This is a genomic window from Corallincola luteus (genome assembly GCF_004336975.1).
Classification (GTDB): domain Bacteria; phylum Pseudomonadota; class Gammaproteobacteria; order Enterobacterales; family Neiellaceae; genus Corallincola; species Corallincola holothuriorum.
The window spans coordinates 58839-81745 of the sequence record NZ_SJXE01000005.1; the positions used below are offsets into that span (position 1 = coordinate 58839).

21 protein-coding genes are annotated in these 22907 nt (G+C 48.1%); 10 read left to right on the forward strand and 11 right to left on the reverse strand.

The genetic code is table 11. The features are described from left to right. Nucleotides 1-28 precede the first annotated feature (28 nt). From dxs to xseB, 3 genes are read right to left on the reverse strand one after another with little or no spacing between them, the layout of a single operon-like run. Nucleotides 29-1906 (reverse strand): 1-deoxy-D-xylulose-5-phosphate synthase, encoded by a 1878-nt coding sequence (gene dxs / locus EZV61_RS11355; RefSeq protein ID WP_131415698.1) that lies wholly within the window; start codon nucleotides 1904-1906, stop codon nucleotides 29-31. A gap of 22 nt (nucleotides 1907-1928) precedes the next feature. Further along, nucleotides 1929-2804 (reverse strand): (2E,6E)-farnesyl diphosphate synthase, encoded by an 876-nt coding sequence (gene ispA, locus EZV61_RS11360; RefSeq protein ID WP_131415924.1) that lies wholly within the window; start codon nucleotides 2802-2804, stop codon nucleotides 1929-1931. 2 nt (nucleotides 2805-2806) lie between these two features. Then, nucleotides 2807-3055: an exodeoxyribonuclease VII small subunit gene (gene xseB, locus EZV61_RS11365; protein WP_114339468.1), complete on the reverse strand. Its 249-nt coding sequence runs from the start codon at nucleotides 3053-3055 to the stop codon at nucleotides 2807-2809. A 349-nt stretch (nucleotides 3056-3404) separates the two neighbouring features. On the opposite strand from xseB, the gene pomA reads away from it, so the two are divergent. The 6 genes from pomA to EZV61_RS11395 all read left to right on the forward strand — a co-directional run bounded on the left by pomA (nucleotide 3405) and on the right by EZV61_RS11395 (nucleotide 11249). Further along, complete coding sequence (pomA, locus tag EZV61_RS11370) at nucleotides 3405-4169, forward strand: flagellar motor protein PomA (RefSeq protein ID WP_114339469.1); 765 nt, start codon at nucleotides 3405-3407, stop codon at nucleotides 4167-4169. A 12-nt stretch (nucleotides 4170-4181) separates the two neighbouring features. Further along, the gene (locus EZV61_RS11375) at nucleotides 4182-5117 is read left to right on the forward strand and encodes a flagellar motor protein MotB (protein ID WP_114339470.1); all 936 of its coding nucleotides are present in this window, start codon (nucleotides 4182-4184) and stop codon (nucleotides 5115-5117) included. Nucleotides 5118-5243: 126 nt separating this feature from the next. Further along, nucleotides 5244-6698: a tRNA uracil 4-sulfurtransferase ThiI gene (gene thiI, locus EZV61_RS11380; protein ID WP_131415700.1), complete on the forward strand. Its 1455-nt coding sequence runs from the start codon at nucleotides 5244-5246 to the stop codon at nucleotides 6696-6698. A 112-nt stretch (nucleotides 6699-6810) separates the two neighbouring features. After that, nucleotides 6811-9369, forward strand: a complete 2559-nt coding sequence (locus tag EZV61_RS11385; protein ID WP_131415703.1) for a bifunctional diguanylate cyclase/phosphodiesterase — start codon at nucleotides 6811-6813, stop codon at nucleotides 9367-9369. A 495-nt stretch (nucleotides 9370-9864) separates the two neighbouring features. Then, nucleotides 9865-10479, forward strand: coding sequence for a hypothetical protein (locus EZV61_RS11390; protein ID WP_131415705.1), 615 nt, complete (start codon nucleotides 9865-9867; stop codon nucleotides 10477-10479). A 38-nt stretch (nucleotides 10480-10517) separates the two neighbouring features. Next, nucleotides 10518-11249: a hypothetical protein gene (locus EZV61_RS11395; protein ID WP_131415707.1), complete on the forward strand. Its 732-nt coding sequence runs from the start codon at nucleotides 10518-10520 to the stop codon at nucleotides 11247-11249. A gap of 68 nt (nucleotides 11250-11317) precedes the next feature. Here the strand turns inward: EZV61_RS11395 and EZV61_RS11400 are convergent, their stop codons facing one another. Next, nucleotides 11318-11749, reverse strand: coding sequence for a GNAT family N-acetyltransferase (locus tag EZV61_RS11400; RefSeq protein WP_114339571.1), 432 nt, complete (start codon nucleotides 11747-11749; stop codon nucleotides 11318-11320). A gap of 275 nt (nucleotides 11750-12024) precedes the next feature. On the opposite strand from EZV61_RS11400, the gene EZV61_RS11405 reads away from it, so the two are divergent. Continuing rightward, nucleotides 12025-12495: a DM13 domain-containing protein gene (locus EZV61_RS11405; RefSeq protein ID WP_130567223.1), complete on the forward strand. Its 471-nt coding sequence runs from the start codon at nucleotides 12025-12027 to the stop codon at nucleotides 12493-12495. A gap of 12 nt (nucleotides 12496-12507) precedes the next feature. Here EZV61_RS11405 and EZV61_RS11410 read toward each other — a convergent pair whose 3' ends face one another. After that, complete coding sequence (locus tag EZV61_RS11410) at nucleotides 12508-13134, reverse strand: hypothetical protein (protein WP_114339474.1); 627 nt, start codon at nucleotides 13132-13134, stop codon at nucleotides 12508-12510. Nucleotides 13135-13252: 118 nt separating this feature from the next. Next, the gene (locus EZV61_RS11415; protein ID WP_131415710.1) at nucleotides 13253-15640 is read right to left on the reverse strand and encodes a DNA polymerase II; all 2388 of its coding nucleotides are present in this window, start codon (nucleotides 15638-15640) and stop codon (nucleotides 13253-13255) included. 176 nt (nucleotides 15641-15816) lie between these two features. Between EZV61_RS11415 and EZV61_RS11420 the strand changes: the two genes are divergently transcribed. Together EZV61_RS11420 and EZV61_RS11425 are read left to right on the forward strand one after the other, a co-directional pair. Then, complete coding sequence (locus EZV61_RS11420; protein WP_131415712.1) at nucleotides 15817-16329, forward strand: hypothetical protein; 513 nt, start codon at nucleotides 15817-15819, stop codon at nucleotides 16327-16329. Nucleotides 16330-16440: 111 nt separating this feature from the next. Beyond that, nucleotides 16441-16878 (forward strand): hypothetical protein, encoded by a 438-nt coding sequence (locus EZV61_RS11425; RefSeq protein WP_131415714.1) that lies wholly within the window; start codon nucleotides 16441-16443, stop codon nucleotides 16876-16878. A 32-nt stretch (nucleotides 16879-16910) separates the two neighbouring features. Here EZV61_RS11425 and rluF read toward each other — a convergent pair whose 3' ends face one another. Further along, nucleotides 16911-17822: a 23S rRNA pseudouridine(2604) synthase RluF gene (rluF, locus tag EZV61_RS11430; protein ID WP_420810811.1), complete on the reverse strand. Its 912-nt coding sequence runs from the start codon at nucleotides 17820-17822 to the stop codon at nucleotides 16911-16913. Between the two features lie 302 nt (nucleotides 17823-18124). On the opposite strand from rluF, the gene fusA reads away from it, so the two are divergent. Further along, nucleotides 18125-20212 (forward strand): elongation factor G, encoded by a 2088-nt coding sequence (gene fusA / locus EZV61_RS11435; RefSeq protein ID WP_131415716.1) that lies wholly within the window; start codon nucleotides 18125-18127, stop codon nucleotides 20210-20212. A 72-nt stretch (nucleotides 20213-20284) separates the two neighbouring features. Here fusA and EZV61_RS11440 read toward each other — a convergent pair whose 3' ends face one another. The 4 genes from EZV61_RS11440 to EZV61_RS11455 all read right to left on the reverse strand — a co-directional run bounded on the left by EZV61_RS11440 (nucleotide 20285) and on the right by EZV61_RS11455 (nucleotide 22756). Beyond that, nucleotides 20285-20923, reverse strand: coding sequence for a hypothetical protein (locus tag EZV61_RS11440; protein WP_131415718.1), 639 nt, complete (start codon nucleotides 20921-20923; stop codon nucleotides 20285-20287). Between the two features lie 154 nt (nucleotides 20924-21077). Continuing rightward, on the reverse strand, nucleotides 21078-21350 hold the full coding sequence (locus EZV61_RS11445; RefSeq protein WP_131415720.1) for a hypothetical protein: 273 nt from the start codon (nucleotides 21348-21350) through the stop codon (nucleotides 21078-21080). 25 nt (nucleotides 21351-21375) lie between these two features. Beyond that, nucleotides 21376-22200, reverse strand: a complete 825-nt coding sequence (locus EZV61_RS11450) for a carboxylesterase family protein (RefSeq protein ID WP_131415722.1) — start codon at nucleotides 22198-22200, stop codon at nucleotides 21376-21378. A 31-nt stretch (nucleotides 22201-22231) separates the two neighbouring features. Next, nucleotides 22232-22756 carry a DUF1697 domain-containing protein gene (locus tag EZV61_RS11455; RefSeq protein WP_131415724.1) on the reverse strand — a complete coding sequence of 175 codons (525 nt, stop codon included), beginning with the start codon at nucleotides 22754-22756 and terminating at the stop codon, nucleotides 22232-22234. Nucleotides 22757-22907: the final 151 nt, after the last annotated feature.

Here is a 22907-nt window from a genome sequence, read left to right on the forward strand (position 1 = left end):
TGCGGTTTTTTTATGAATGGTAATGACGTTAGCGTTGCCAATAATCCCGGATGCTGGCTTCAATACCGGCACTATCTAAGCCTAAATCAGCAAGGATCTCTTCTTGGCCACCATGCCTTATAATTTCGTCCGGCAGACCGAGGTTTAGTACCGGCTTGCACTGCTTAGTCGCCATCAGGTATTCATTGACTGCAGAGCCTGCACCGCCCATCACCACATTGTCTTCAATGGTTACCAGCGTTGTATGATCCACGCATACCTGATCGATCACCGCGGTATCCAGTGGCTTCACGAAGCGCATATCAACTAGCGTGGCATCCAGCGCGTCAGCTACTGCTTTACAACGTTCAAGTAAGGTACCAAAACTAAGAATAGCGACTTTGTTTTCTGTAGCCTGGCTCGTTCTTATGGTGCGGGACTGGCCTACAGGTAGGGCCACCATATCCTCTTCCAGCGCAACTCCTGGTCCTTGACCCCGTGGGTAGCGCACTGCAGCAGGTTGTTGCAACTGATGGCCGGTATAGAGCATCTGGCGGCACTCATTTTCATCGGCTGGTACCATGATCACCATGTTGGGGATGCAGCGCATAAAGCTAATGTCATAAGCGCCCTGGTGCGTTGGGCCATCGGAGCCAACAACACCGGCACGATCGATGGCAAACAGTACTGGCAAGTCCTGGATCGCCACATCGTGGATCAGTTGGTCGTAACCCCGTTGCAGAAACGTAGAATAGATAGCGACCACAGGCTTATATTCTTCGCAGGCGAAACCCGCAGCGAGGGTGACAGCATGTTGCTCGGCGATAGCGACATCAAAATACTTATCGGGGTGTTCCTGACTGAAACGCACCATACCTGAACCTTCGCGCATGGCAGGAGTGATAGCCAGGAGTTTGTCGTCCTGTTTTGCCATATCACACAGCCAATCACCGAAAACTTTTGAATAGGTAGGGTGACTTGGTGTTGATTTGGGCAGCTGCGCCTCATCTGGATTAAATTTCGGCACCGCGTGATAACCGATAGGGTCATTTTCAGCTGGAGCGTACCCTTTACCCTTCTTGGTCATTACGTGCAGTAACTGCGGACCATTTAGCTGACGCATGTTATGCAGGGTTTCTACCAAAGCATCGACATCGTGGCCATCAATGGGGCCAATATAGTTAAAACCGAGCTCTTCAAAAAATGTGCCGGGTACGACCATACCTTTGAGGTGCTCTTCAGTGCGACGCGCTAACTCTTTAATGGGGGGAAGGCCGGACAGGACTTTCTTACCGCCTTCGCGAATACTGGTATAAAGACTACCTGACAGTACGCGGGCTAAATGGTTGTTTAGTGCGCCAACGTTTTCTGAAATCGACATCTCGTTGTCATTCAGAATAACCAACATGTTGGGATCAATATCGCCTGCATGGTTCATCGCTTCGAACGCCATGCCTGCGGTTACCGCGCCATCCCCGATCACCGCGACAACTTTACGCCCTTGTTGCTCTCGTTCAGCCGCTACCGCCATTGCCAGCGCGGCACTGATTGAAGTAGATGAATGACCGACACCCAAAGTGTCGTATTCGCTTTCCTCACGCCAAGGGAAGGGGTGCAATCCGTCCTTCTTCTTGATGGTTTCCATCTGATCGCGACGACCAGTGAGAATTTTGTGAGGATAGGCCTGATGACCCACATCCCAAAGGAGACGGTCAAAGGGAGTGTTATAGACATAATGCAGGGCGACGGTGAGTTCCACCGTCCCCAACCCAGAAGCCAGGTGTCCAGCACTTTGACTAACAGAAGCAAGTAAAAAACGACGCAGTTCGTCGCAAAGCTGCGGCAACTGATCTTGGGGAAGTTCTCTTAGGTTAGGCGGTAGTGGCGCCTTGGCCAGCAACGGATAGTCGTTTATATCCACACTCATCTTATTGTTCTTATTCGTTCTATTAGCGAGACCGTTGCACAACGAAGCGTGCAAACTCGGCCAGATTGTCTGAATTGTACGGTAATCCCTGCAAAGCGTGTAGTGCTTCGTCGAGTAAGCTTGAAGCATGCTGCTGTGCCCCTTCAAGCCCTAACAGTACAGGATAGGTACTTTTGTTTAATTCGCTATCGGAGCCCTGAGGTTTACCTAGGGTCTTGGTGTCACTAGTGACATCAAGGATATCGTCCTGAACCTGAAAAGCGAGACCAATGGCCTTGGCATAGTTGTCTAACTTGCCTGTTACTTCAGCTGATGCGTTGCCAATAATTGCTCCCATACGAACAGCTGCTCTGATCAAGGCGCCAGTCTTGGCACTATGGATCGCTTTCAGTTGCGGTAAGCTTATCTGCTGGTCGGTGGCGGCAATGTCCATCGCCTGCCCCCCACACATGCCCAGATAACCACTGGCTCGTGATAACTGCTGGATTAAGGCGATTCGGCATTCAGCGCTTAGCTGGTCAGCCTGGCTGAGTACTTCAAAAGCTAAGGTCTGCAGCGCATCACCAGCTAGGATAGCGGTTGCCTCATCAAAGGCGACGTGACAGGTGGGCTGGCCACGGCGCAATGCATCGTTGTCCATCGCTGGCAGATCATCGTGGGTTAGTGAGTATGCGTGGACATACTCAATCGCTGCTGCCGCTGGTGTTAATTGTTGATCTGTCGCACCCAGCATACGGCCTGTTTCATACACCAAAAACGGCCTTATACGCTTGCCGCCAAGCAGTGCTGCATGGTGCATCGCATCCCTTAATCGGGGCGCATCTTGGGGTAATGCCGCCAGCTGTTGCTGGATCACTTGGTCAACAGTTGCTTGCCGACTTATCAATTGTTGTTTGATAGTCACGACCGCTGTTCATCCTGAGACATATCGATCAGCTGTTCTTCACCTTGCTCTTGCAACAACACTTTTACTTGTTGCTCAGCTTGCTGCAATTTTTGTTGCCCTGCCCGTGACAGGCCAACACCGCGTTCAAACTGGCGTAGCGCGTCTTCCAGAGGAAGATCGCCCTGCTCTAAGGTTGTCACGATACTCTCGAGTTCGTCGAGGGTCGCTTCAAAGGTCATATTTTCCGGTTTTTTTGCTGCCATACCGGCTCCTGTCAAAGTGTCGCGGCAAAGGTACCCCAGTGCTGGAAAAGGGTCAATTTGTTAACAAACATTCAAGTGACGTTAATCATTATAGAGTTGCTATGATTTGAGTATCGCAGTAATCGAGTGATCTGACGCAGGCATTTCGAATAAAACAGCTAACGCTTACAGATTATCCGACGATAATGAAAATGTGGGTCAAAACAGATGCTTGCTGGAGCTCATTTTTGTCGAGTTGCGCTTTGCGATGGCGCAACGGCAAAGCTATGATAGCGAGCAATATGCGTAATACCAAATCGTTGATGACTTTGGTGCTGTATACGCAACTTAGAACAAACAGGAGTATTGAGTGGATCTGGCAACGCTAATAGGCCTGGTTGGCGCATTCGGTTTCGTCGTCATGGCAATGATACTGGGTGGCGACCTCACTATGTTTTTCGATGTGCCATCGGTGCTGATCGTACTGATTGGTTCAATGTTTGTGGTGATGATGCAGTTTTCTATTGGCCAGTTTTTCGCTGCGCTAAAGATCACGGCAAAAGCTTTTATGTTCAAACTTGAGCGCCCAGAAGACTTGATTGAGAAAGCGGTCGAGATGGCTGACGCTGCGCGTAAGGGCGGCTTCCTAGCATTGGAGGAGGCTGAGATTGGTAACTCCTTTATGCAGAAAGGCGTGGACATGCTGGTCGACGGCCATGATGCCGAAGTGGTTCGCGACACCTTGCAAAAAGATATTCAGATGACGGCAAGTCGTCACGAGTTTGGTGCCAGCTTCTTTAAAGCGCTAGGGGATGTGGCTCCTGCCATGGGGATGATTGGTACCCTGATCGGCTTGGTGGCTATGTTGTCGAACATGGATGATCCCAAATCGATTGGCCCGGCGATGGCGGTAGCGTTGCTGACAACATTGTATGGTGCCATTCTGGCAAACATGGTGGCGATCCCTATTACGGCTAAATTGAACCTGCGCGCAGAAGAGGAGAAGCTTAATCGCAAGTTAATTCTGGATTCTATTCTGGGTATTCAGGATGGTCAGAACCCTCGGGTGATCGAAGCATTGCTGAAAAATTATCTGGCCGAAAGTAAGCGCCAGGTTGATACCACCGGCGAATAGGCGAGTTGAACCATGGCTGAAGTCGATGAAGACCACAAATGTCCCCCCCCTGGGCTACCTGCCTACATGGGGACTTTTGCGGACTTGATGTCATTGCTGATGTGCTTTTTCGTGCTGTTGCTGGCATTTTCAGAAATGGATGTGATGAAGTTTAAGCAGATCGCTGGTTCTATGAAGTATGCCTTCGGTGTACAGAATCAGATTGAAGTGAAAGATATCCCCAAAGGCACCAGTGTCATTGCTCAGGAGTTTCGTCCCGGCCGCCCTGATCCTACACCGATTGAGAATATCCAACAGCAAACTGTCGAAGTTACCCAGCAGACCCTGGAGTTTCAGGCGGGTGATGAAGACTCTGCGGGGGGGCGCTTGAAGCAACGGGGCGATGCCCGTGGTGGTGCGGCAGACTCGACCTCTACCGATGCCACTCCAGCAACGCCGTCAGAAGCTGAAGCGGCTAACCAAGAGCAGCTTGAAGAGTTAATGAAACGGTTGGCTGAGCAGCTGGAAGAGCAGATTGAAGATGGTGCGTTGGAGCTTGAAGCGTTAGGTCAACAGATCACCATCCGTGTGCGTGAAAAAGGCTCTTTCCCCTCTGGTTCGGCTTTTTTGCAGCCGCAGTTTAAGCCTATTATTCAGAATATTGCCAAGTTACTGAACGAGGTGCCAGGGGTGATCACTGTGTCAGGTCATACTGATAACCAGCGTATCAGTTCCGAGTTGTACCGTTCGAACTGGGATTTGAGTGCCCAGCGTGCGGTGGCGGTAGCTCATGAGATGGTGAAAGTTTCAGGTTTCGATGAACATCGTTTGGCGGTGGAAGGGCGAGCGGATACGCAACCTTTGGAACCCAATAAAACAGTGGATAGCCGACGTCGCAATCGCCGTGTTGAGATCTCCATCATGCAAGGTAAGAGTATGCAGTCGGATGAAATAGGCGTGGCTGAATAGCGCCTGTTTTATCGTTGAAGGCGATTATCTTCTCCATGATTGGCGAGCCCTCCGGCTCGCCAATCATATCCCCCTTGCGCTATACTCCGCGCACTTAATCGCCGTTAACACAGGCTTGTCTTATCCATGCGTTTTATCGTTAAGTTGTTCCCTGAAATCACCATCAAAAGTCGTTCTGTTCGTCTGCGTTTTTCGAAGATCTTACAGTCCAATATTCGTAACGTGTTGAAGCGTATTTACGAAGATACGCGGGTGCGAATGGAATGGGACAAGCTCGAGGTTAAATGTGATGGCGCGACGCCTGAGCAGGCCGAACAACTTATCGAAGCGCTGAAATGCACTCCCGGTATTGCGCACTTTCTTGAAGTGCAAGAATCGAAATTTACCGATATTCACAATATCTACGAGCAGGTGCAGCCGATCTGGGGGCCACTGCTGGCGGGACAGACTTTCTGTGTGCGTGTGCGCCGTATTGGTGAACATGATTTCAGCTCGTTAGATGTTGAACGCTACGTAGGCGGAGGTCTTAACCAGCACAATGAGACCGCAGGGGTGAAACTAAAAAATCCCGATGTCACAGTGCGTATGGAGCTGGATAAGGACAAGCTGTTTATCGTTAAGGCCACGCACCCTGGTATGGGGGGATACCCCATTGCCACGCAAGAAGATCTTTTGTCCCTGATCTCTGGTGGATTCGATTCGGCAGTTTCCAGCTATATGATGATTAACCGAGGTAGCCGGGTTCATTATTGTTTCTTCAATCTGGGGGGCGCAGCCCATGAGATTGGTGTGAAGCAGATGGCTTATTACTTGTGGGACAAGTTCGGCTCTTCCCATCGCGTGAAGTTCGTTAGTATCCCATTTGAACCTGTGGTTGGCGAACTGCTAGAGCGGGTGGCTGATGGCATGATGGGCGTTATTTTAAAGCGCTTAATGATGCGTGCGGCCAGCCAGGTAGCGGGAAAAATGCGGATCCAGGCGTTGGTCACAGGTGAAGCGTTGGGACAAGTATCCAGCCAGACACTGACCAACCTGCGTGTCATTGATGGCTGTACCGATCACCTCATTGTTCGGCCTCTGACTGCTTTTGACAAGCAAACCATTATTGATATTGCGCGTAAAATAGGCACTGAGCAGATATCTATCACCATGCCGGAATACTGCGGCGTGATATCTAAAAGCCCGACAGTGAAAGCTGTACTGAGTAAGGTGGAAGCTGAAGAAGCTAAGTTGTCTCCGGATCTGATTGAACAGGTGCTGGCGGCCGCTAAAGTTGAAGATATTCGCGATATAGGTCGTGCTGCTTCTGAAGAGGTTGCCGAGGTTGAGCTTGCCGGTGAGTTAGATAGTCATGCTGTGATACTGGATATTCGCGCACCGGATGAAGAGGAAGAAGCACCATTAGAAGTCAAAGGTGTGGAAGTGAGCGTGATGCCTTTTTATAAGTTGGCTACACAGTTTGGTGATCTTGACCAATCAAAAACCTATCATCTGTATTGTGCCAAGGGCGTGATGAGCAAACTGCAGGCGCTCTATCTGCATGAGCAAGGTTTTGTTAATGTGAAAGTTTATCATCCGTAACAGCTCATTTAGGGCGTCGTGCACGCTCTCATCGTCGATATGGGGGTTTAAGCTTGGGGAATATGGTCTATGACCGAAGTCGATAGCTTTATTCTGGGATAACAGTCTGCCGATGTATGTTGAGAATCGTCAATTTCAATCGTTACCACAGCTGCTGGATAGCCTACCCGACTGGCATCCAGCAGGGGGCGATGAGCAGACCGGCTGTTTTCTTATCCAAGTTTTTGCTGCGCTAACGTTAGAGGAAGCGAAAGCGTTAGCGAAGCAGTTAAAGCTGCGTTTTCCTAACAGTGCTGTTATTGGCATGAGCCTCAATAATGGATTGATTGGCGGCCGTCATGTTGAAACGCCCATCATTGTTTCTTTGGCTCATCTGCAACAGAGTCACATAGAAACAAGCTGGCATACAGTAATCCCTGAAACCTGTGAACAGGATGGTCGCGCACTTTTCTCGCAGTTGGATGCCGCTGACAACCGAGCGTTTATCTGTTTTGCCCACGGCATTGACGCGTCCTGTCAGCAACTATTTGGTCAGGTTGGAAAGCTTAATAACGATGTGCCCATCGTGGGCGGGATCGTTGATCACTCCGCTGAGGCCAAAGGCCCATGGGTAATGGTTGATGAGCATTGTGCTCCTGGGATCATTGGCGCTGTTGCGTTACGTTCCCATCGCTTGAAAGTATGGCAATCAGCTTTTCTGGAATGGATGCCGGTAGGGCGACGAATGGTGGTGACTCGAGCAGAGGGACATCGTCTGTATGAAGTGGATGGTGAGACGATCGCTGACGCTTACGCTCGCTATTTTAGTATCAATGGCCAGTGTCAGTTCGAGGTGTGTCAGGATTTTCCGTTACTGTTTCGCCAAGGAAACCAAGAGTTCTACACTGCTGCTATTAAGGCTTTCGATGATGGCAGCATGGAGATGACAGAAGCAATACCTGAGGGCGTTCAGGTTCAGTTTAGTTATTTTCATCCTAAGCTTTCGCAAAGCCGTATTCGGCAAAAACTGCATGAGATCCAGACGGAAGCACCAGAGGCGGTATTTCTCTATAACTGCGCTTCGCGAATATTCAATGATGACGGTTGTATTGAGGAGGAGCTGGCAGTTTTTGAGGAGCTTGCTCCCAGCGTTGGAGGCTACTGTTTCGGTGAGTTTGCCGCTGTGCCTAGCCAGCGTATTGCGCATCATAGCGTGACCTATCTTTCCCTTTCTGAAAAGGGGGATGTCGTGGCACCGTCTCCAGACACCTTTGTAAAAAATGAGCGCGTCGATCGTACGCTTAGCCCAGTCTTTACTCTAATTAATCAAGCGTTTACCGATTTAGAGCAACTAAACGAATCTTTAGAAGATGAGGTTGCTCAGAAAACCAGTGCCTTACTGGCTTCAGCTCAACAACACCCGCTGACGAAACTACCGAACCGCGGTCAATTGGTAACCCGTTTACAGCAATATCAACGGCTATCAGGCATGGCAGTGATTAAGCTGTGTAACTTGGGTTGGATCAACCATGGGGTTGGTGATAAGCAAGGTGACCAAGCTGTCATTTGGCTGGCGGCGCAGTTGGCAGCACATACAGAGCAAGTGTGGCCGTCTGCTGCCGAGCTTTTTCAGCTCAGTGGTAGTGAGTGGTTGTTAGCTGTATGCACCGATGTCAGCGAAGTAAACCTGTTAAGGCAATTGGAGAAGATGCTTCGGGATATCGACGTGATTGAGTATCCGGTTTCTTCATTGCAATTAGATACACCACTTAACTTTGTGTTGAAAGCGGGTGTCGTGGCGCAGCCTGGTGGCAAGATGCCGGTATCAGATATCAAGCTTAATCGTATGGTGCATAGGGCGAAACAGGCTCGGCGAGAAGCGCTAGCGAATAATAAGTTGGTTTCGCTTTTTCAGCCCCATGAGCACTCGACGATTGATCCTGTCGATGCTATCGCGGCTATGGCCACGGTTAAATCTGCTTTGTCAGAGAATAGAGTGGTTGTTTTTGGCCATCCTATTTTGGCTTCAGGAGAGCGTCGACTGGCTTCAATCGAATGCCTGGTGCGCATTCGTCTTGGTAATGAATACATTTCACCGGCGCAGTTTTTACCTGCGGTCAGTCACAGTGAACTCTACAGCCAGCTGAGTCGAGAAGTGATCCGCCAAAGCATAGAAATGCTGGATGGCCAGGCTGTACGTTATAGTATCAATCTTGCTCCACAGGACTTTTTTAATCACACCACCTATGAGTGTTTGCTGCAGCATATTCGAGCGGCGCAGACACCGCAGCATATAGGCTTAGAGATCCTGGAAACGGAGCAGATAGTTGACTATGCCGCCTTTGCAGAGCGCTTGCAGCCATTGCGCGAAGCTGGGGCTAGGTTAATTATTGACGACTTTGGTTCCGGCTATTCCAATATGAATGAGATCCTTAAGCTCAGTCCAGAAGTGGTTAAGTTCGATGGCTCATTGGTTAGCGACATGGATACCAATCCACAACAGCGGTTGATGGTGGAGCATCTCAACAATTTGTGTCAGTCATTAGGTATTCAAACGACGGCGGAATTTGTTCGCAACCAGGCGATTTGTGAATTGGTTGAATCGATCGGTGTTGATTATCTGCAAGGGTTTTATCTTGCCCAGCCGCAACCACTGGACCTGTTGTTATCTGAGTATCTTTCTAGACATTAACTGTTAGGAGGGGAGCTCAATTTTGAAGTTGTATTGACGAGCGTTACCTTGTATTTGAGTTTGGGTATATTGTCTGCGGGATATCGGTCTTATCCTCAGAGCAATTGTACTGCAGGGGCATGCCTATGCCCATGGAATTTTCCGGCAACGACGATGTTACTGAATGGGCTGAACTTGAGCGGGTGAATGATTGTCACTAGCCAGATATCCATCACTTGTTTTATTCGAAAAAAGCTATGACTCAATAAGTAATTTGAAATATATGCTTTGGTTTCGTTAGTATAACGGTATGAGTTAACCTCTGGTTAACATGAGGAGCCGATTACACGGAAGTGTTGTATGAAATTCAGTTGTAGTTATTTGTTAAAAACCCTACTTTTTTCTTTTGTTATATCCACTCCAACACTAGCCTCAGCGACAGTTTATCAATGCTCTATTGATGGCAAAACTATCTTTCAGTCAACGCCTTGCGTTAAAGGAGAACAAAAGACACTGATGCAGGAAAAGCCAGTACATGGCATGCATGGGTCTTGGTTTACGCGCCCCAAATTTTCCTTGGAGTTAAGGTGTAACGAGAAAGGTTGCAGCTGCGATAAAGAGCGTCATCGTTACCCTGTTGGAAGTTATTCAAAAATAAATAGGCTCAACCAAGCGATGGACATACTGCAAAGCGCTTGGGCTGAAGATGATTACTTATTGAGTCAATACACTGGCGAGATGAAGGCTCGAGGCAAGGCACCTGAAGAATTAACACGAGAGCTGAAGCTCAATGGCTGCGAAATTAAGTATGCTCAACACACTTTAAAGACCTACTTTGGCGAAGTGAGCACTAAGATCTATAACGAGCGCGAGAACATACAGGCTCGGATCAATAAGGGGGATAAAGAGTGTGTCGAGCCAGCCCCAATCGACTGGGAAAATGCTCCTAACGATGGGATATTTGAAGAACATCGTTATGAAAACGAATCGCGTAGTTATCAGATGTGCATGATGGAAAATGAGGTCGCACGCCGTGATAACGAGTTCCAAAAAGAGCTCAACGAAGAACACTACCGTGAATTAAAGCGAAATCTGGCGACGTTGGAACGGCCTAGAATTAAGCAACGATAGTTAAGGCTTACTTAAAAGTAGAATCAAACAGATTAGTGATGGATAAACGGATGAATAGAGCTGTCGTAACTTGTCTAGCAGTGCTTATGGCCTTGACTGGAGGAGTGTCTTTACCGGTAAGTGCTGAGATATTTAAATGTGATATCGATGGCAAAATGGTGTTTCAACAAATGCCTTGTAAACAGGGGATTCAGGAGGTTCTAGATAAAACAGAAGGTGTTGATGGGCTGCATGGTAGCTGGTTTAAACGACCAGAAATGTTACGTTCGTCGGTCCGCTGTAACGATGTAGCCTGCACGTGCGGCGATAAGAACGTTGAGTACAATGAAGATGAGGCTATTAATTTACTGAATGCAATGAGTGGTCTTATTTCTGGTTGGAAATCTCATCGTTACGCCATGTCTACTTACCGAAAGCACTCAAGTAAGGGTAAACGCTACAGTGGTACCGTTGATAGCGTAAAGGGAGCAGCTTGCAGAATTGCTATATATCAAAAAATTGTTAAGGAAGATTATGCTTTAGTCAGTGAGACAATTATTGCAGCTCACGAACTCAACTCTTCAGGACTAAAGGCGATAAAGGAGACGTGTAAGAAACCTGATGAGACGGGTTGGACAAACAGTCAGGAAGCGAAGGACTATGTCCTATGCAAAGATAAAAATCGCAAAGCGAATAACTTAGCAGTGAAGATGAATCGTAAAACCCGTGGACTCTACAATATGTTAATGCAAGATACCGCAAAACTTCGCGCTCCGCGCAAAGCATACTAGCTGACTTCATGTCAAAGTAGAGCTCTGTGCGAGGCGTTCTACTTTGTTGATCTCACTTCGCTTGTTGGTCAGCCATCTTGGATATTGGTGTTAGATAGATGGTGGCTCGCAATATTTAGGCCTTCTCGGTGATAAAAACGGTGGGCGTCAAAGCGCTGCACCCCGGAGTCTAAATGAAGCTGGTCGCAGCCCTGTTGTTTCGCGTATTTTTTTAACCAATCAAGCAACACCTTTCCAGCGCCTTTGGAGCGTTCTTCAGGTAGTGCAATGACATCATCGACGTAGATGAACTTCCCCCAAGCCAATTTTAAACCGATGACAAAGCCGCCGACAGCAACGATCTTATCACCGTCATAGACACAGGCCAGTTGGTAACCTTCCTTGACCTGTTTTTTGACCTGCCGGAGCAGTGATGCAAAGGTAAATTGGGTGCGCAGGTGGCAAAGTACCACAGCTGCTTCTTCCAGTGCTTCACCATCTGTGACTATGCGAACATCCATGCTGTCTTCACTCTTTAAATGGGCAATATCTTTTTGGCGTGCAAGTTAAGTTGCTAACGCCGACCAGTGCCTCATACTCTTGACGTTTTCACTGCTATTTTCAAGTATTGAGTGACGATAAGCTGGATGAAATCGTGACTTAAGCCGTTCTAGCGTCTTAAATTCAAAGCAGATGATATTTTTGCATACATATTAGAAGCTGCTACGTACGTTGAAAGTTTTCTCCGTTGCGCAGGTTCTTATTAGTTAACTGTCGTTATTTGTAAGGGAAACGGGTGAAATCGATATTATTGATATTGTCGCATTGCACACTGCTTGTTTGCGGTGTGGTTCTAGGGATCTATTTACTACCGGTGTTAACAGCAAAGCCAGGGCCGTCGGAGAGCTTATTACAACAGCATGCACTTGATGCTGACTATCAGGCTGAGTTCGATCGAGAGAGATTAGACAGTGATTTTTTGCACTGGGGCGAGGGCAAAGTGCATATCAGTGGTGACTATGTAAGCCTAGATGGTGAGCTTGCCCCCGGGCCTGATTATCAGCTCTATTTGGTTTCCGAGTTTGTTGAAACTGAAGCTGATTTTTTAGCGCTAAAGCCGATGGCAAAGCATCTCGGGGATGTTGAAAGCTTTAACGATTTCATGCTGCCGGTGCCGGCAGATGTGGACGTTCATAGATACAATACGGTGGTGGTTTGGTGTGAAACTTTTGAGCAGTTTATTACGTCGGCGCAGTATCGCTTTTAGTTGAGCCTGCGCCTACTTCAGTGTGACCAGTTCCACGTTGGATAGCTGACCGTCAGTTAATACGCAGGTAGCCACTTTCTTAACACCGCGCTCTGTGCGGGTGTTGAACTCCAATTGATAAGTTACCTGCCAAAGTCTATCACTGGGCTGTGAGGTCTGCGCGTCGATATAGGTTATTTCGCCGGGCTCTGCATGGCCTTCAACGTCTGCTTTACACAACAGCATAGCGCGATCCCTTTCGCTGTTGTGAGCTGTTGCTGTATAGCCTTTAGTATAAACACCGCCAACCAGCAGGGTAGCAATGGTAGCAACAGAAGCTGCGATCATGGGAATATTTCGACCACGACGTTTAGTGGCTAACTCATAACGCACAAACCAGGTTCCATTTTCACAGTAGCCTTGTCGGGCACCTGACTGGATCTCAACAATAAGTCTCTTAGGATCTAACGCTCTTTCTGTAGCATAGAGCTCTGCTTGTTGGGTATACCAAACATACTCGATACCTTTGTGCGTTAACCATTTAGCATCGGCCTTGGGGGTCTTCTCTAATGGCGCGTCGCAACTAGGACACGTCATTGCGCGTTCAGCAAGTTTGCTGGTGCAGAAGGGGCAGGTGCTTGTTAGAGGTGCATCGTTCATTACTGGTTTACTTCTTACCTGTTATGTTCAGCACGTCCTTGTCGATAAAAAATGTTGGCGAAATATACAGCAATTCATGCGCGAGTTCACGTTTTTAAGGTGATTAGGCGATGACTTTTCAGAATAACCCTAATTGGTTATCTATTAATCGATCGAAATCAAGTTTTATGAAAGGAAGAATCGCGTCCGCGACAGGTTTTAACTGGCGATCAATGTAGTGATCGTAATCGATCGGGCTGGTGAGGTGTTCAACCGGCTCAGGACCGTTTAGTGTGATTAGGTAACTGATACTGCCTTTGTGTTGATATTGCTGTGGCTTGCCCTCTGCAAGATTTCTTTCATCTGCAATTCTTGCTGCGCGAACGTGGGGCGGCACATTCTTAACATAATGGCTTAGCTTACGGCGTAAGCGCTTTTTGTAAACCAACAGTGCATCGCGTTGACCGGCTAAGGTTTCATTGACTGTTTGCTGGATAAAATCGCTGGGGTCCTGATCGTGAAACACCATCTGATATAACTGGGTTTGAAACTGTTTAGCTAGCTCTGTCCAATCGGTACGAACGGTTTCGAGCCCTTTAAATATCAGCTTTTCGGATGCGCCTTCACCAATTAAACCGGCATAACGTTTTTTGCTGCCCGCCTCGGAACCGCGAATTGTGGGCATCAGGAAGCGTCGATAGTGGGTTTCGTATTCGATCTCTAGGTGGCAGTCGAGTTGTAACTCTTGCTGCAGCTTTTGTCGCCAGCGAAGATTAATATCTTCAGCCAGCTGTTGGCCGATGCTATCGGCTTGGTTACTGTTGAAATCACCGTTTAGCCAAACGAACGTCGAGTCAGTGTCACCATAAATCACTTCATAGCCATGTTCGGCTATCCAACGGGCTGTTTGCTGCATGATCTCGTGGCCACGCAGGGTGATCGAGCTGGCCAATCTAGGATCATAGAAGCGGCAGCCACCTGAGCCGAGTACGCCATAGAAACTGTTCATCAGGATCTTAATTGCTTGCGAGCGCGGCGCATCTTTGACTTTTTTGGCTTCGTCCCGCTGCAACCAAAGCTCATTAATGATGCTTGGCAGGAAGTGCTTGTCCCGAGAAAACAACGCTTCCCGAAAACCTGGGATCGCGCTTTGCGGGGTCTTTAGCCCTTCGATTAGTCCCATAGGATCAATTTTGAAGGTGCGGATAATCGATGGGTATAGGCTCTTAAAATCCAGCACCAACACATGCTTGTATAGGCCCGGACGTGAGTCCATGACATAGCCGCCGGGGCTGGCTAGGCCGCCATCAGCGGGAAGATTCGGTGCAACATATCCGGCGCGGTGTAACTTGGGCAGGTACACATTGGTGAATGCGGCCACAGAGCCACCAATACGGTCGAGCTCTAAGCCGGTTAGTTGGCTGCGGAGACGCAAGAAATCTAACAGCTGAGTATGTTCAAAAATTTCGCTGACTAAGCGGCAATCTTCCAAGTTATAGGCGGCCAGCGCGGGTTTATCGTGATGGAAGTTATGGTCGATCTCTGCCATTCGGTCAGCGACATTGTCAGCCAATTTGCCCTTGCCAAGTAGTGTTTGGGCCACAGCTTCCAAGCTAAAGCTGTCGAAGCTATAAGTTGCGGTCTTTAGGCCATCAATCCCATCAATAACGACTCGGCCGGGTAAGGTGATGAAGCCCTGATTGTTTTCCGTTCGCGAGTCACGCCAGCTAGCGTAGCTGTTACCGCGCCCCAGACGCAGCTTTAACTGATGTTTCTCGGCACGCTTTAGTAATAGGCGAAAATCAAAATTGACCACGTTCCAACCGATCACGATATCGGGGTCGAGCTGCTGCATCGCCTGCTCGAGTGCTTGTAGCAGCTCTCGCTCACTGTCTACCCAAGTGATAGCGGTTGAGGCTGGCTGCGGCTTTCCGCGCATAATGACAGTGGCGATCTCTGTTTGTTGCTCCGAGGCGGGTATATGCATACCAATAGAGTAAAGTTCACCTTGTAGAGAACACTCGATGTCTAGTGATAGAACCTTAAACTCTGGTAGATACTCCGCGGGTTTAATTTTCGCCTGTTGATACTCGATATAGCCTGGTCGTTGACTAGGCTGGCCAATGAACTGGAGCCCTCCTTTGGTAAAGCGTTCCATCAAATAGCGGTCATGCAGTCGAAAATCAACTTCGAACAGCTCAATCTGCTGCTCTCTTAGTAGGTCTTGGGCACGAAAATGGCTATTGATGGCAGTGAAATAGAACACCGAGACCGGGCTATGATCAAACAGCGAGAGGGGCAGGTCTTTACACTGGTATGTGAGTTTGGCTCTGGACAAGCTCGCTTCGGCCATCGCTCGGTATTGTGTGGCGATAAAAAACAGCGGCTGTTGGTTTTCGATGACTAGCTTTACCGGGCCCTGTTCGCTGGTTAGCCATAAGACTATTTGCGTACCCGATGCTGTGTCGCGGCTATGCCGGCTCAATAAGAAGCCAGTGTGGACAGTACTAGAATGAGTTAAAAGCAAAAGAAGAGGTCCAGACAGAAGGAACTACGGATACAGTCTACTATGTGACGATGGTGAAGTAGAATCCTACGTATCTTTGTTGACTACTCGCTTTGCCAACTAATGATTAACAGCCGTGATTATTTGTTTTCGTTTAGTTTTAATTAGAGCTGCATTTTGATTTTATGGAAGTGTTTATGCACCGATTTATTGTACCTTTCATTTTTTTAGGTTGGGCCTTACTAATGGCGCCTTGTGCTCGTTCTACGACCGCTACCGATGATGCTACCCACCAATTAAGTTATGGTCATGTCACGGCTGTCGAGATCACGACTGCACAATCGGCTTTTGCACGAAATGCAGTGATGGGTGGCTTAGCGGGGGCGGTGATCGGCGGTAAGTGGCATGTCGCGAGCGGGGCTTTGAGCGGTGTAAGCGCGGTGCTTATTGTTACCTCTATTGCTGAAGGTGATAGCCGAGTGTTTTTATATACAGTTAGTCAAATTGATGGCAGTCAAACCCAGATAGCCTTGGAACATGGAGGCATTGGCATTGGTCAATGTGTGGGTGTAGAGCAACAAGACAAATACGCAAACTTGCGTCTGGTTTCCCCGGTTTATTTCCAGATGACCAAGAGCTGTACACGCATATGCTGGATATTCGTCAACAATTGGCTGAGCGGTGCAAGCAAGCAAAGCAAGTGGTATTAACCAGTAAGGATAAGCAAGCGATAGATGATGCGCTGAAGCAGATGAGGGCCAGTTGTGAACATTAATGACTATATAGTTCTTGTACTTAGCTCATAACTTGGGAGGTCTTCAATGCGCCAGATTTTGATTTGTATACTCGTTGTCTGTATGACTGCATGTTCAGGAACCATTAGCACCATCAGTGGTGAAGATGGCGCACCAGCGAAAGCCTACATCTTATCAAATGAAGCCGCCGATCGACTGATACACAGTGCGATGACTTCTGAATTTGCCGACAAAGATATCAAGCCGGTGTCAGATCCTTATCCGGGTTATGCTGCTGAAGTGGCGTGGGGCGTATTGGACTCTGATACGGTGACCGCATATTACCGAAAAGTTAAAGCAGTGGACAGTGAAGGTAAATCCGTAACTGCGGTGGTTTTTCTAGTTAAGCATTACGGTACCGCACCAGCGAGTGGTATACCTACTTCTGAACGCTTGTTAAAACGGATCGTTTCTGATGCAGAACTCTTAGTCGAAGGTGTTGATTTTTCTCATTTTGTAGATTGAACCCCACCGAAGTCAGTGAGCTCTGGAATAGGTTATAACCGCTTACCTTTGCCTTTAAATGCCATTTTAGCTCGTTTTTTGAGAGGGGCTGCTGGCTTCGCGTTGTGATCGGCTTGCTGCTTGCTACGGGTTATCGTGGCATTGTTTTGTGCTGGCGTCGCGTCAGCGGTCTTTTTTGAATGGGCTACTGCACTGTTTATCTCAGCCATCTCTTTGCTGGTCAGTTCTCGCCACTGGCCAACTTTTAATGTGCCTAGCTCGACATTCATGATCCGTGTTCGTTTTAGCTTGGTCACCTTGTAGCCTAGATACTCGCACATGCGCCGGATCTGCCGATTTAACCCTTGCGTCAGAATAATCTTGAACACGAACTTGCTTTCAATACTGACTTTGCACGGTTTGGTGACGGTGTCGAGTATCGGGATACCGTTGGCCATACGTTGTACAAAGTGCGGGTTCACCGGTTTATCTACCGTGACGATATACTCTTTGTCATGTTCATTTCCCGCCCGCAGGATCTTATTGACTATATCGCCATCACTGGTGAGAAAAATCAGCCCTTCTGATGGCTTATCCAAGCGTCCGATAGGGAAAATACGCTGCTTGTGGCCGATAGCATCAATGATATTGCCGTGGACGTTGCGTTCTGTGGTGCAGGTGATGCCAACGGGTTTGTTATAAGCAATATAGACTCGGTCTGATTTGTTTTCTGGTACGGCACAGATAGGCTTGCCATCTACCTGTACTGTATCGTCAGCCTGCACTTTCGTCCCTAACTCTGGCAGTTGGCCATTGATCGTAACGCGGCGGTCTTCAATCAAGCGATCGGCCTCTCTTCTTGAACAAAAGCCTGAGTCACTGATGAATTTGTTAAGGCGCATGCCGACGCTTTTACTCACTAGGGCGATCCTGTGCTGAAGGTTTAAGATTTGAATCGTATTAATTTGAGACAGGCAGGCGTTTGTCAGGTAATGTCTGACGCGGGCTGGCGCATCCACCTGACCGTTGTTGGGTAAATCATACCATGTAGAACGAACCTGGCTAGTTTGGGCTCTTCTGTTCTAAAAGTGTCTTGCATAAACCAATTTAAAATCATGTGGTTAGCATGATTCGTGCGCCATGCTATATCGCTATGTTTACAGGCAGTGGAAAAAGCATCATTTTTCATTGGTTATTTATTAATAAAAAAATTGAAAATCCTGTATACTGACGCGCAATTTTGACCCATGAACGATTGAGTAACGCAATGTCAGACTTATCGCACTATAGAAACATTGGTATTTTCGCGCACGTTGACGCGGGTAAAACCACCACTACAGAACGTATTTTGAAACTTACCGGTAAGATCCATAAAACTGGTGAGGTACATGACGGTGCAGCAACGACTGACTTCATGGAACAGGAAGCTGAGCGTGGTATTACCATTCAGTCAGCGGCGACTACCTGTTTCTGGAAAGATCACCGCATGAACATCATCGATACTCCAGGACACGTTGACTTCACCGTTGAAGTTTACCGTTCACTGAAAGTTCTCGATGGCGGTGTTGGTGTCTTCTGTGGTTCAGGTGGTGTAGAGCCTCAGTCAGAAACTAACTGGCGCTATGCAAACGAATCTGAAGTAGCACGTATCATTTTCGTCAACAAACTTGACCGTATCGGTGCCGACTTCCTGCGTGTTGTTGGTCAGGTAGAGAAAGTACTTGCTGCTAACCCACTGGTTATGACGCTGCCTATCGGCCGTGAAGATGACTTTAAAGGTGTTGTCGACATCTTAACTAAAACAGCTTACGTATGGGACGACTCTGGCCTGCCAGAGAACTTCGAAATCGTAGATATCCCTGCTGATATGGTTGACCAGGTTGACGAATATCACGAGAAGCTGATCGAAACTGCGGTTGAGCAGGACGACGAATTGATGATGGCTTACATGGAAGGTGAAGAGCCTTCAATGGAAGACGTTAAGCGTTGTATCCGTGCCGGTACTCGTACTATGGCGTTCTTCCCAACTTACTGTGGTTCTGCGTTTAAGAACAAAGGTGTTCAGTTGATTCTGGATGCAGTTGTTGATTACCTGCCTTCACCAACAGAAGTTGATCCTCAGCCACTGACTGACGAAGAAACTGGTGAGCCTACTGGTGAGCACGCTCTGGTTACCGTTGACGAACCATTCCGCGCATTGGCATTTAAGATCATGGACGACCGTTTTGGCGCCTTGACCTTTATCCGTATCTACTCAGGTAAGTTGAACAAGGGTGACACCATCCTGAACTCAGCTACTGGTAAGACTGAGCGTATCGGCCGTATGGTTGAGATGCATGCGGATGAGCGTAACGAATTAAGCTCTGCACAAGCCGGTGACATCATCGCTGTTGTTGGTATGAAGAACGTGAAGACAGGTCACACACTGTGTGATCCTAAGCATCCATGTACTCTGGAGCCAATGATCTTCCCTGAGCCAGTGATCTCAATCGCTGTTGCGCCTAAAGATAAGGGCGGTTCTGAGAAGATGGGTATCGCTATCGGTAAGATGGTTGCTGAAGATCCTTCATTCCAGGTTGAAACTGATGATGATTCAGGTGAAACCATCCTTAAGGGTATGGGTGAACTGCACCTAGACATTAAGGTTGATATCCTGAAGCGTACATATGGTGTTGAGCTGGTTGTTGGTCAGCCTCAGGTGGCTTACCGTGAAACTATCACCACACCGATCGAAGACAGCTACACACACAAGAAGCAGTCTGGTGGTTCTGGTCAGTTTGGTAAGATCGATTACCGTATCAAGCCTGGCGAGCCAAACTCAGGTTTCACGTTCGCATCAACCGTTGTTGGTGGTAACGTTCCTAAGGAATTCTTCCCTGCGATTGAAAAAGGCTTCAAGAGCATGATGGAAGAAGGCCCATTGGCTGGCTTCCCTGTGCTGGACGTAGAAGTTGAACTGTTTGATGGTGGTTTCCACGCAGTTGACTCATCAGCTATCGCGTTTGAAATTGCAGCGAAAGGTGCTTTCCGTCAATCTATGCCTAAAGCTGGTCCTCAGTTGCTTGAGCCAGTGATGAAGGTTGACGTATTCACTCCTGAAGATCACGTTGGTGATGTTATCGGTGACTTGAACCGTCGTCGTGGCATGATCAAAGATCAGGAAGCTGGCGCAACTGGCGTTCGCATTAAGGCTGATGTACCTCTGGCAGAGATGTTCGGTTACATCGGTAGCCTGCGTACCATGACTTCTGGTCGTGGTCAGTTCTCTATGGAGTTCGCACACTATGCACCGTGCCCGAACTCTGTAGCTGAGACTGTTATCGCAGAAGAGAAAGCGAAGAAAGCTGCTAAGTAATTTCATTTAGTTAGCACTGCTTAAAGAAAGCCCCGATAGCGAAAGCTATCGGGGCTTTTTGTTGCCTTCAAATCAGGCAATAACAAGCTTTTTTAATATCTGCTGCCAGCGGTAGGCTGAAACGGCCAGTATTGTTATGGCTAAGACAACCAGAGTGGTACGAGCCTGTGAATCGTGAGCAAGTTGTAGTTCATGCTTGCTGAAACCATCGGCTAAAAAGGCAACAAGCCAGTAGATACCGATAAAAATCAGGTGGGGGAGTGCACTAACATCTGAATGGCTGCTCGTTTGGGGATGTTCATTTGTCGCTATCAGGTGCCAAATCATCGCGGCGACGTGCCATGTTGAGATCGTGATTAGAATAGGAAACCACTCAGGTGTCACTTGAAAGCTATTGACCAGTAATAGGTAGAGAAGAAAAGCCATCACTAAGTCAAGGAAGAACCGACTAAAGCCTAGGAAACTCATCCGGTATGGATATTTGTTGGCGAGTGCATGATATACCGCGATGTCATAGACGACAAAGAAGCCAATACAGCTGGCGACAACCAGAGAAGTGACGAATGTGGCGAGCCCTAGCTCCCACGCTTGCTTAACGACGGGCTCGTATTTTTGGATCCCTAGGGCTACGATGGCTCCGAACACCACATCTAGAAACCAGATCCAGCGGCCAGCTTGCTGGTTATCAGGAGAGTATGAAATCGGTTCCACCAGTGTATGTCCCCGTTCGTATGATTGCTTTTCTGATACTGTGCAGCTTAGTTGCTAGGGGGAGATTTGCTAAGCCGAAGAGTGGTGGCGACGGAGGAGTAAAGGGAGCTTTTCTAAATCCTTAATGACTGCCCGCGCTCTATTTTTCTGTGAGCTATTGTTTATTACTTTGGCGGCTATTTTTTAGTTTAAATCTCTGTATCGCTGCTTGAAGTAAGAAGAGCAGCACTAACAGTACAAGTGCGTAGCTGAAAGCTGGCAGGAACCAGCTAATGGCCGTATCGAACAAAGGCTGCCAGTGGGTGCCTCGCTCGTTGCGAAATATCTGCCCAGGGTTCTCTAGCCACTCCCACAGCGTAACCACTGTCGTCAGCAGCACTGCGAAGAGTAGGCTGGAAGCAAAGATATGTTTTATCGCTTTCAACATGTCTAATCTCTTTTGCTTCGCTTGTTTATTCCGGCTGTTTCCAGATTGACTCTATCCAAGGTATAGCTTGATAAAGCGCATCAGTAAACGCCGCGAAATCATAGTGATTAGCCTGCTCTAATGTCACCAGCGTGGCGTCGCTGCCGCTGGCCTGAAGTAGCATGATGTAGTCACGGGTTGCTGTCACGGAGCTCACCTGATCGGTGAGTGAATGGATCGCATAGATGGGGATCTGCCACTTTTGTTGCGCTGGCGTCGCTTGTTCTGGTGCCGGAGGCATGCCAGAAATAGGTAGTATCGCTGAGAATAGTGCTTGGTGCCTCTGGCCAAGGTACCAAGCGCCAGTGCCGCCCAGGCTGTAGCCTGTCAGCAGTATTCTGTTTGTATCGATCTGATAAGCTGCTTGGATACTCGCTATCAGCTGTAACAGTGCCGCTTCGTTAGCTGGCGTTGTCCAGTCGTTACTTAGTGCGTCGGGAAGTATGACTAGCGCGTTTAGATCCGCAAGGGCTGGGTCGATTAGGTCATAGAACATATCTTCGGCAAAGAACGGAGTGATATTACCGCTGTAATGCAGCGCGACGACGAGAGGTGTGGCTGCGTTGGCTAAGTCATTTTCTGGTACCGATAGTACAAAGCGTAAAGATTCGGCGGAGCTGCCGTCAGCATGTTGCCGCAGTAATTGCTCATCGTATACCCCAGGCGAACGTCTCACTAATGGCCGCGCTAGGGGTAATTTCTGCGCCGATGAAGAAACTTGTGACGAGGGAAGGGCGTTGGCGTGGCCATAGGCAGAAAACAGGGCACTACAACTTAGAAGTAAGACTAAAGGTAGAACGATCCGTTTCATCTTTGCGTCCTTAATGCTGCACGGGATACTGTTACAGCATCGCGAGCATCTTGGTCACACTATTGCGGTTTCTTGCGGTAACAGAGACGCCTAGGCTTTTTTCGATATGCGCTGCCAATTTTGAACGACCAATGCCGTCCGGTGCGAATAGATAGAATATCTTTTCATCTAATTCAAATGATTCATTTTCAGACTTCAGCGTGTCAAGCGTATCAAAGTCTGGGGCTGTTGGAGTCCCAGATAAAAAGTAGAAATGCTGTGATTTGGGCTCGGTGTTTTTGAACGGGCTTTTATCGACGGCGGCTTGCAGATCGTCAGGGGTAACTAGCATCACTTCAGGCTTGAAACCAAACTGATTTTCTACTGCCGAACTTATCTTTTCTGCTAAATCGTCTTGCTCTGTTTGGCTGGATTGAAAAAGTACGTTGCCGCTTTGAATATAGGTTTGTACGTTCTGCAGCCCAAGCTCTTCAATAAGTGGCTTAAGCTCTGCCATTGGTATTAGATTCTTGCCACCAACATTGATACCACGAAATAGCGCAATTTGAGTATTCACGTTTTATCCTTAAACAGTGCTGCCTAGCTGAGCGTTTTCGCTGACTTTGCCATAACAATCGAATCGTTATTCGTTCGTAAGTGGCAAGCGATTATCAGCTTCCTAATAATTAACCATACCAGAGCTAACCAGCTGTTGTTATGACTATTTT

Bases quoted from the DNA above. Each gene is read 5' to 3' on its own strand.
- EZV61_RS11425 (WP_131415714.1), top strand. From the start codon at position 16,441: ATGCGCCAGATTTTGATTTGTATACTCGTTGTCTGTATGACTGCATGT.
- EZV61_RS11450 (WP_131415722.1), bottom strand. From the start codon at position 22,200: ATGAAACGGATCGTTCTACCTTTAGTCTTACTTCTAAGTTGTAGTGCC.
- EZV61_RS11445 (WP_131415720.1), bottom strand. From the start codon at position 21,350: ATGTTGAAAGCGATAAAACATATCTTTGCTTCCAGCCTACTCTTCGCA.
- EZV61_RS11400 (WP_114339571.1), bottom strand. From the start codon at position 11,749: ATGGATGTTCGCATAGTCACAGATGGTGAAGCACTGGAAGAAGCAGCT.
- EZV61_RS11420 (WP_131415712.1), top strand. From the start codon at position 15,817: ATGCACCGATTTATTGTACCTTTCATTTTTTTAGGTTGGGCCTTACTA.
- EZV61_RS11395 (WP_131415707.1), top strand. From the start codon at position 10,518: ATGGATAAACGGATGAATAGAGCTGTCGTAACTTGTCTAGCAGTGCTT.
- fusA (WP_131415716.1), top strand. From the start codon at position 18,125: ATGTCAGACTTATCGCACTATAGAAACATTGGTATTTTCGCGCACGTT.
- xseB (WP_114339468.1), bottom strand. From the start codon at position 3,055: ATGGCAGCAAAAAAACCGGAAAATATGACCTTTGAAGCGACCCTCGAC.
- EZV61_RS11385 (WP_131415703.1), top strand. From the start codon at position 6,811: ATGTATGTTGAGAATCGTCAATTTCAATCGTTACCACAGCTGCTGGAT.
- EZV61_RS11390 (WP_131415705.1), top strand. From the start codon at position 9,865: ATGCAGGAAAAGCCAGTACATGGCATGCATGGGTCTTGGTTTACGCGC.
- EZV61_RS11410 (WP_114339474.1), bottom strand. From the start codon at position 13,134: ATGAACGATGCACCTCTAACAAGCACCTGCCCCTTCTGCACCAGCAAA.
- thiI (WP_131415700.1), top strand. From the start codon at position 5,244: ATGCGTTTTATCGTTAAGTTGTTCCCTGAAATCACCATCAAAAGTCGT.
- dxs (WP_131415698.1), bottom strand. From the start codon at position 1,906: ATGAGTGTGGATATAAACGACTATCCGTTGCTGGCCAAGGCGCCACTA.
- EZV61_RS11375 (WP_114339470.1), top strand. From the start codon at position 4,182: ATGGCTGAAGTCGATGAAGACCACAAATGTCCCCCCCCTGGGCTACCT.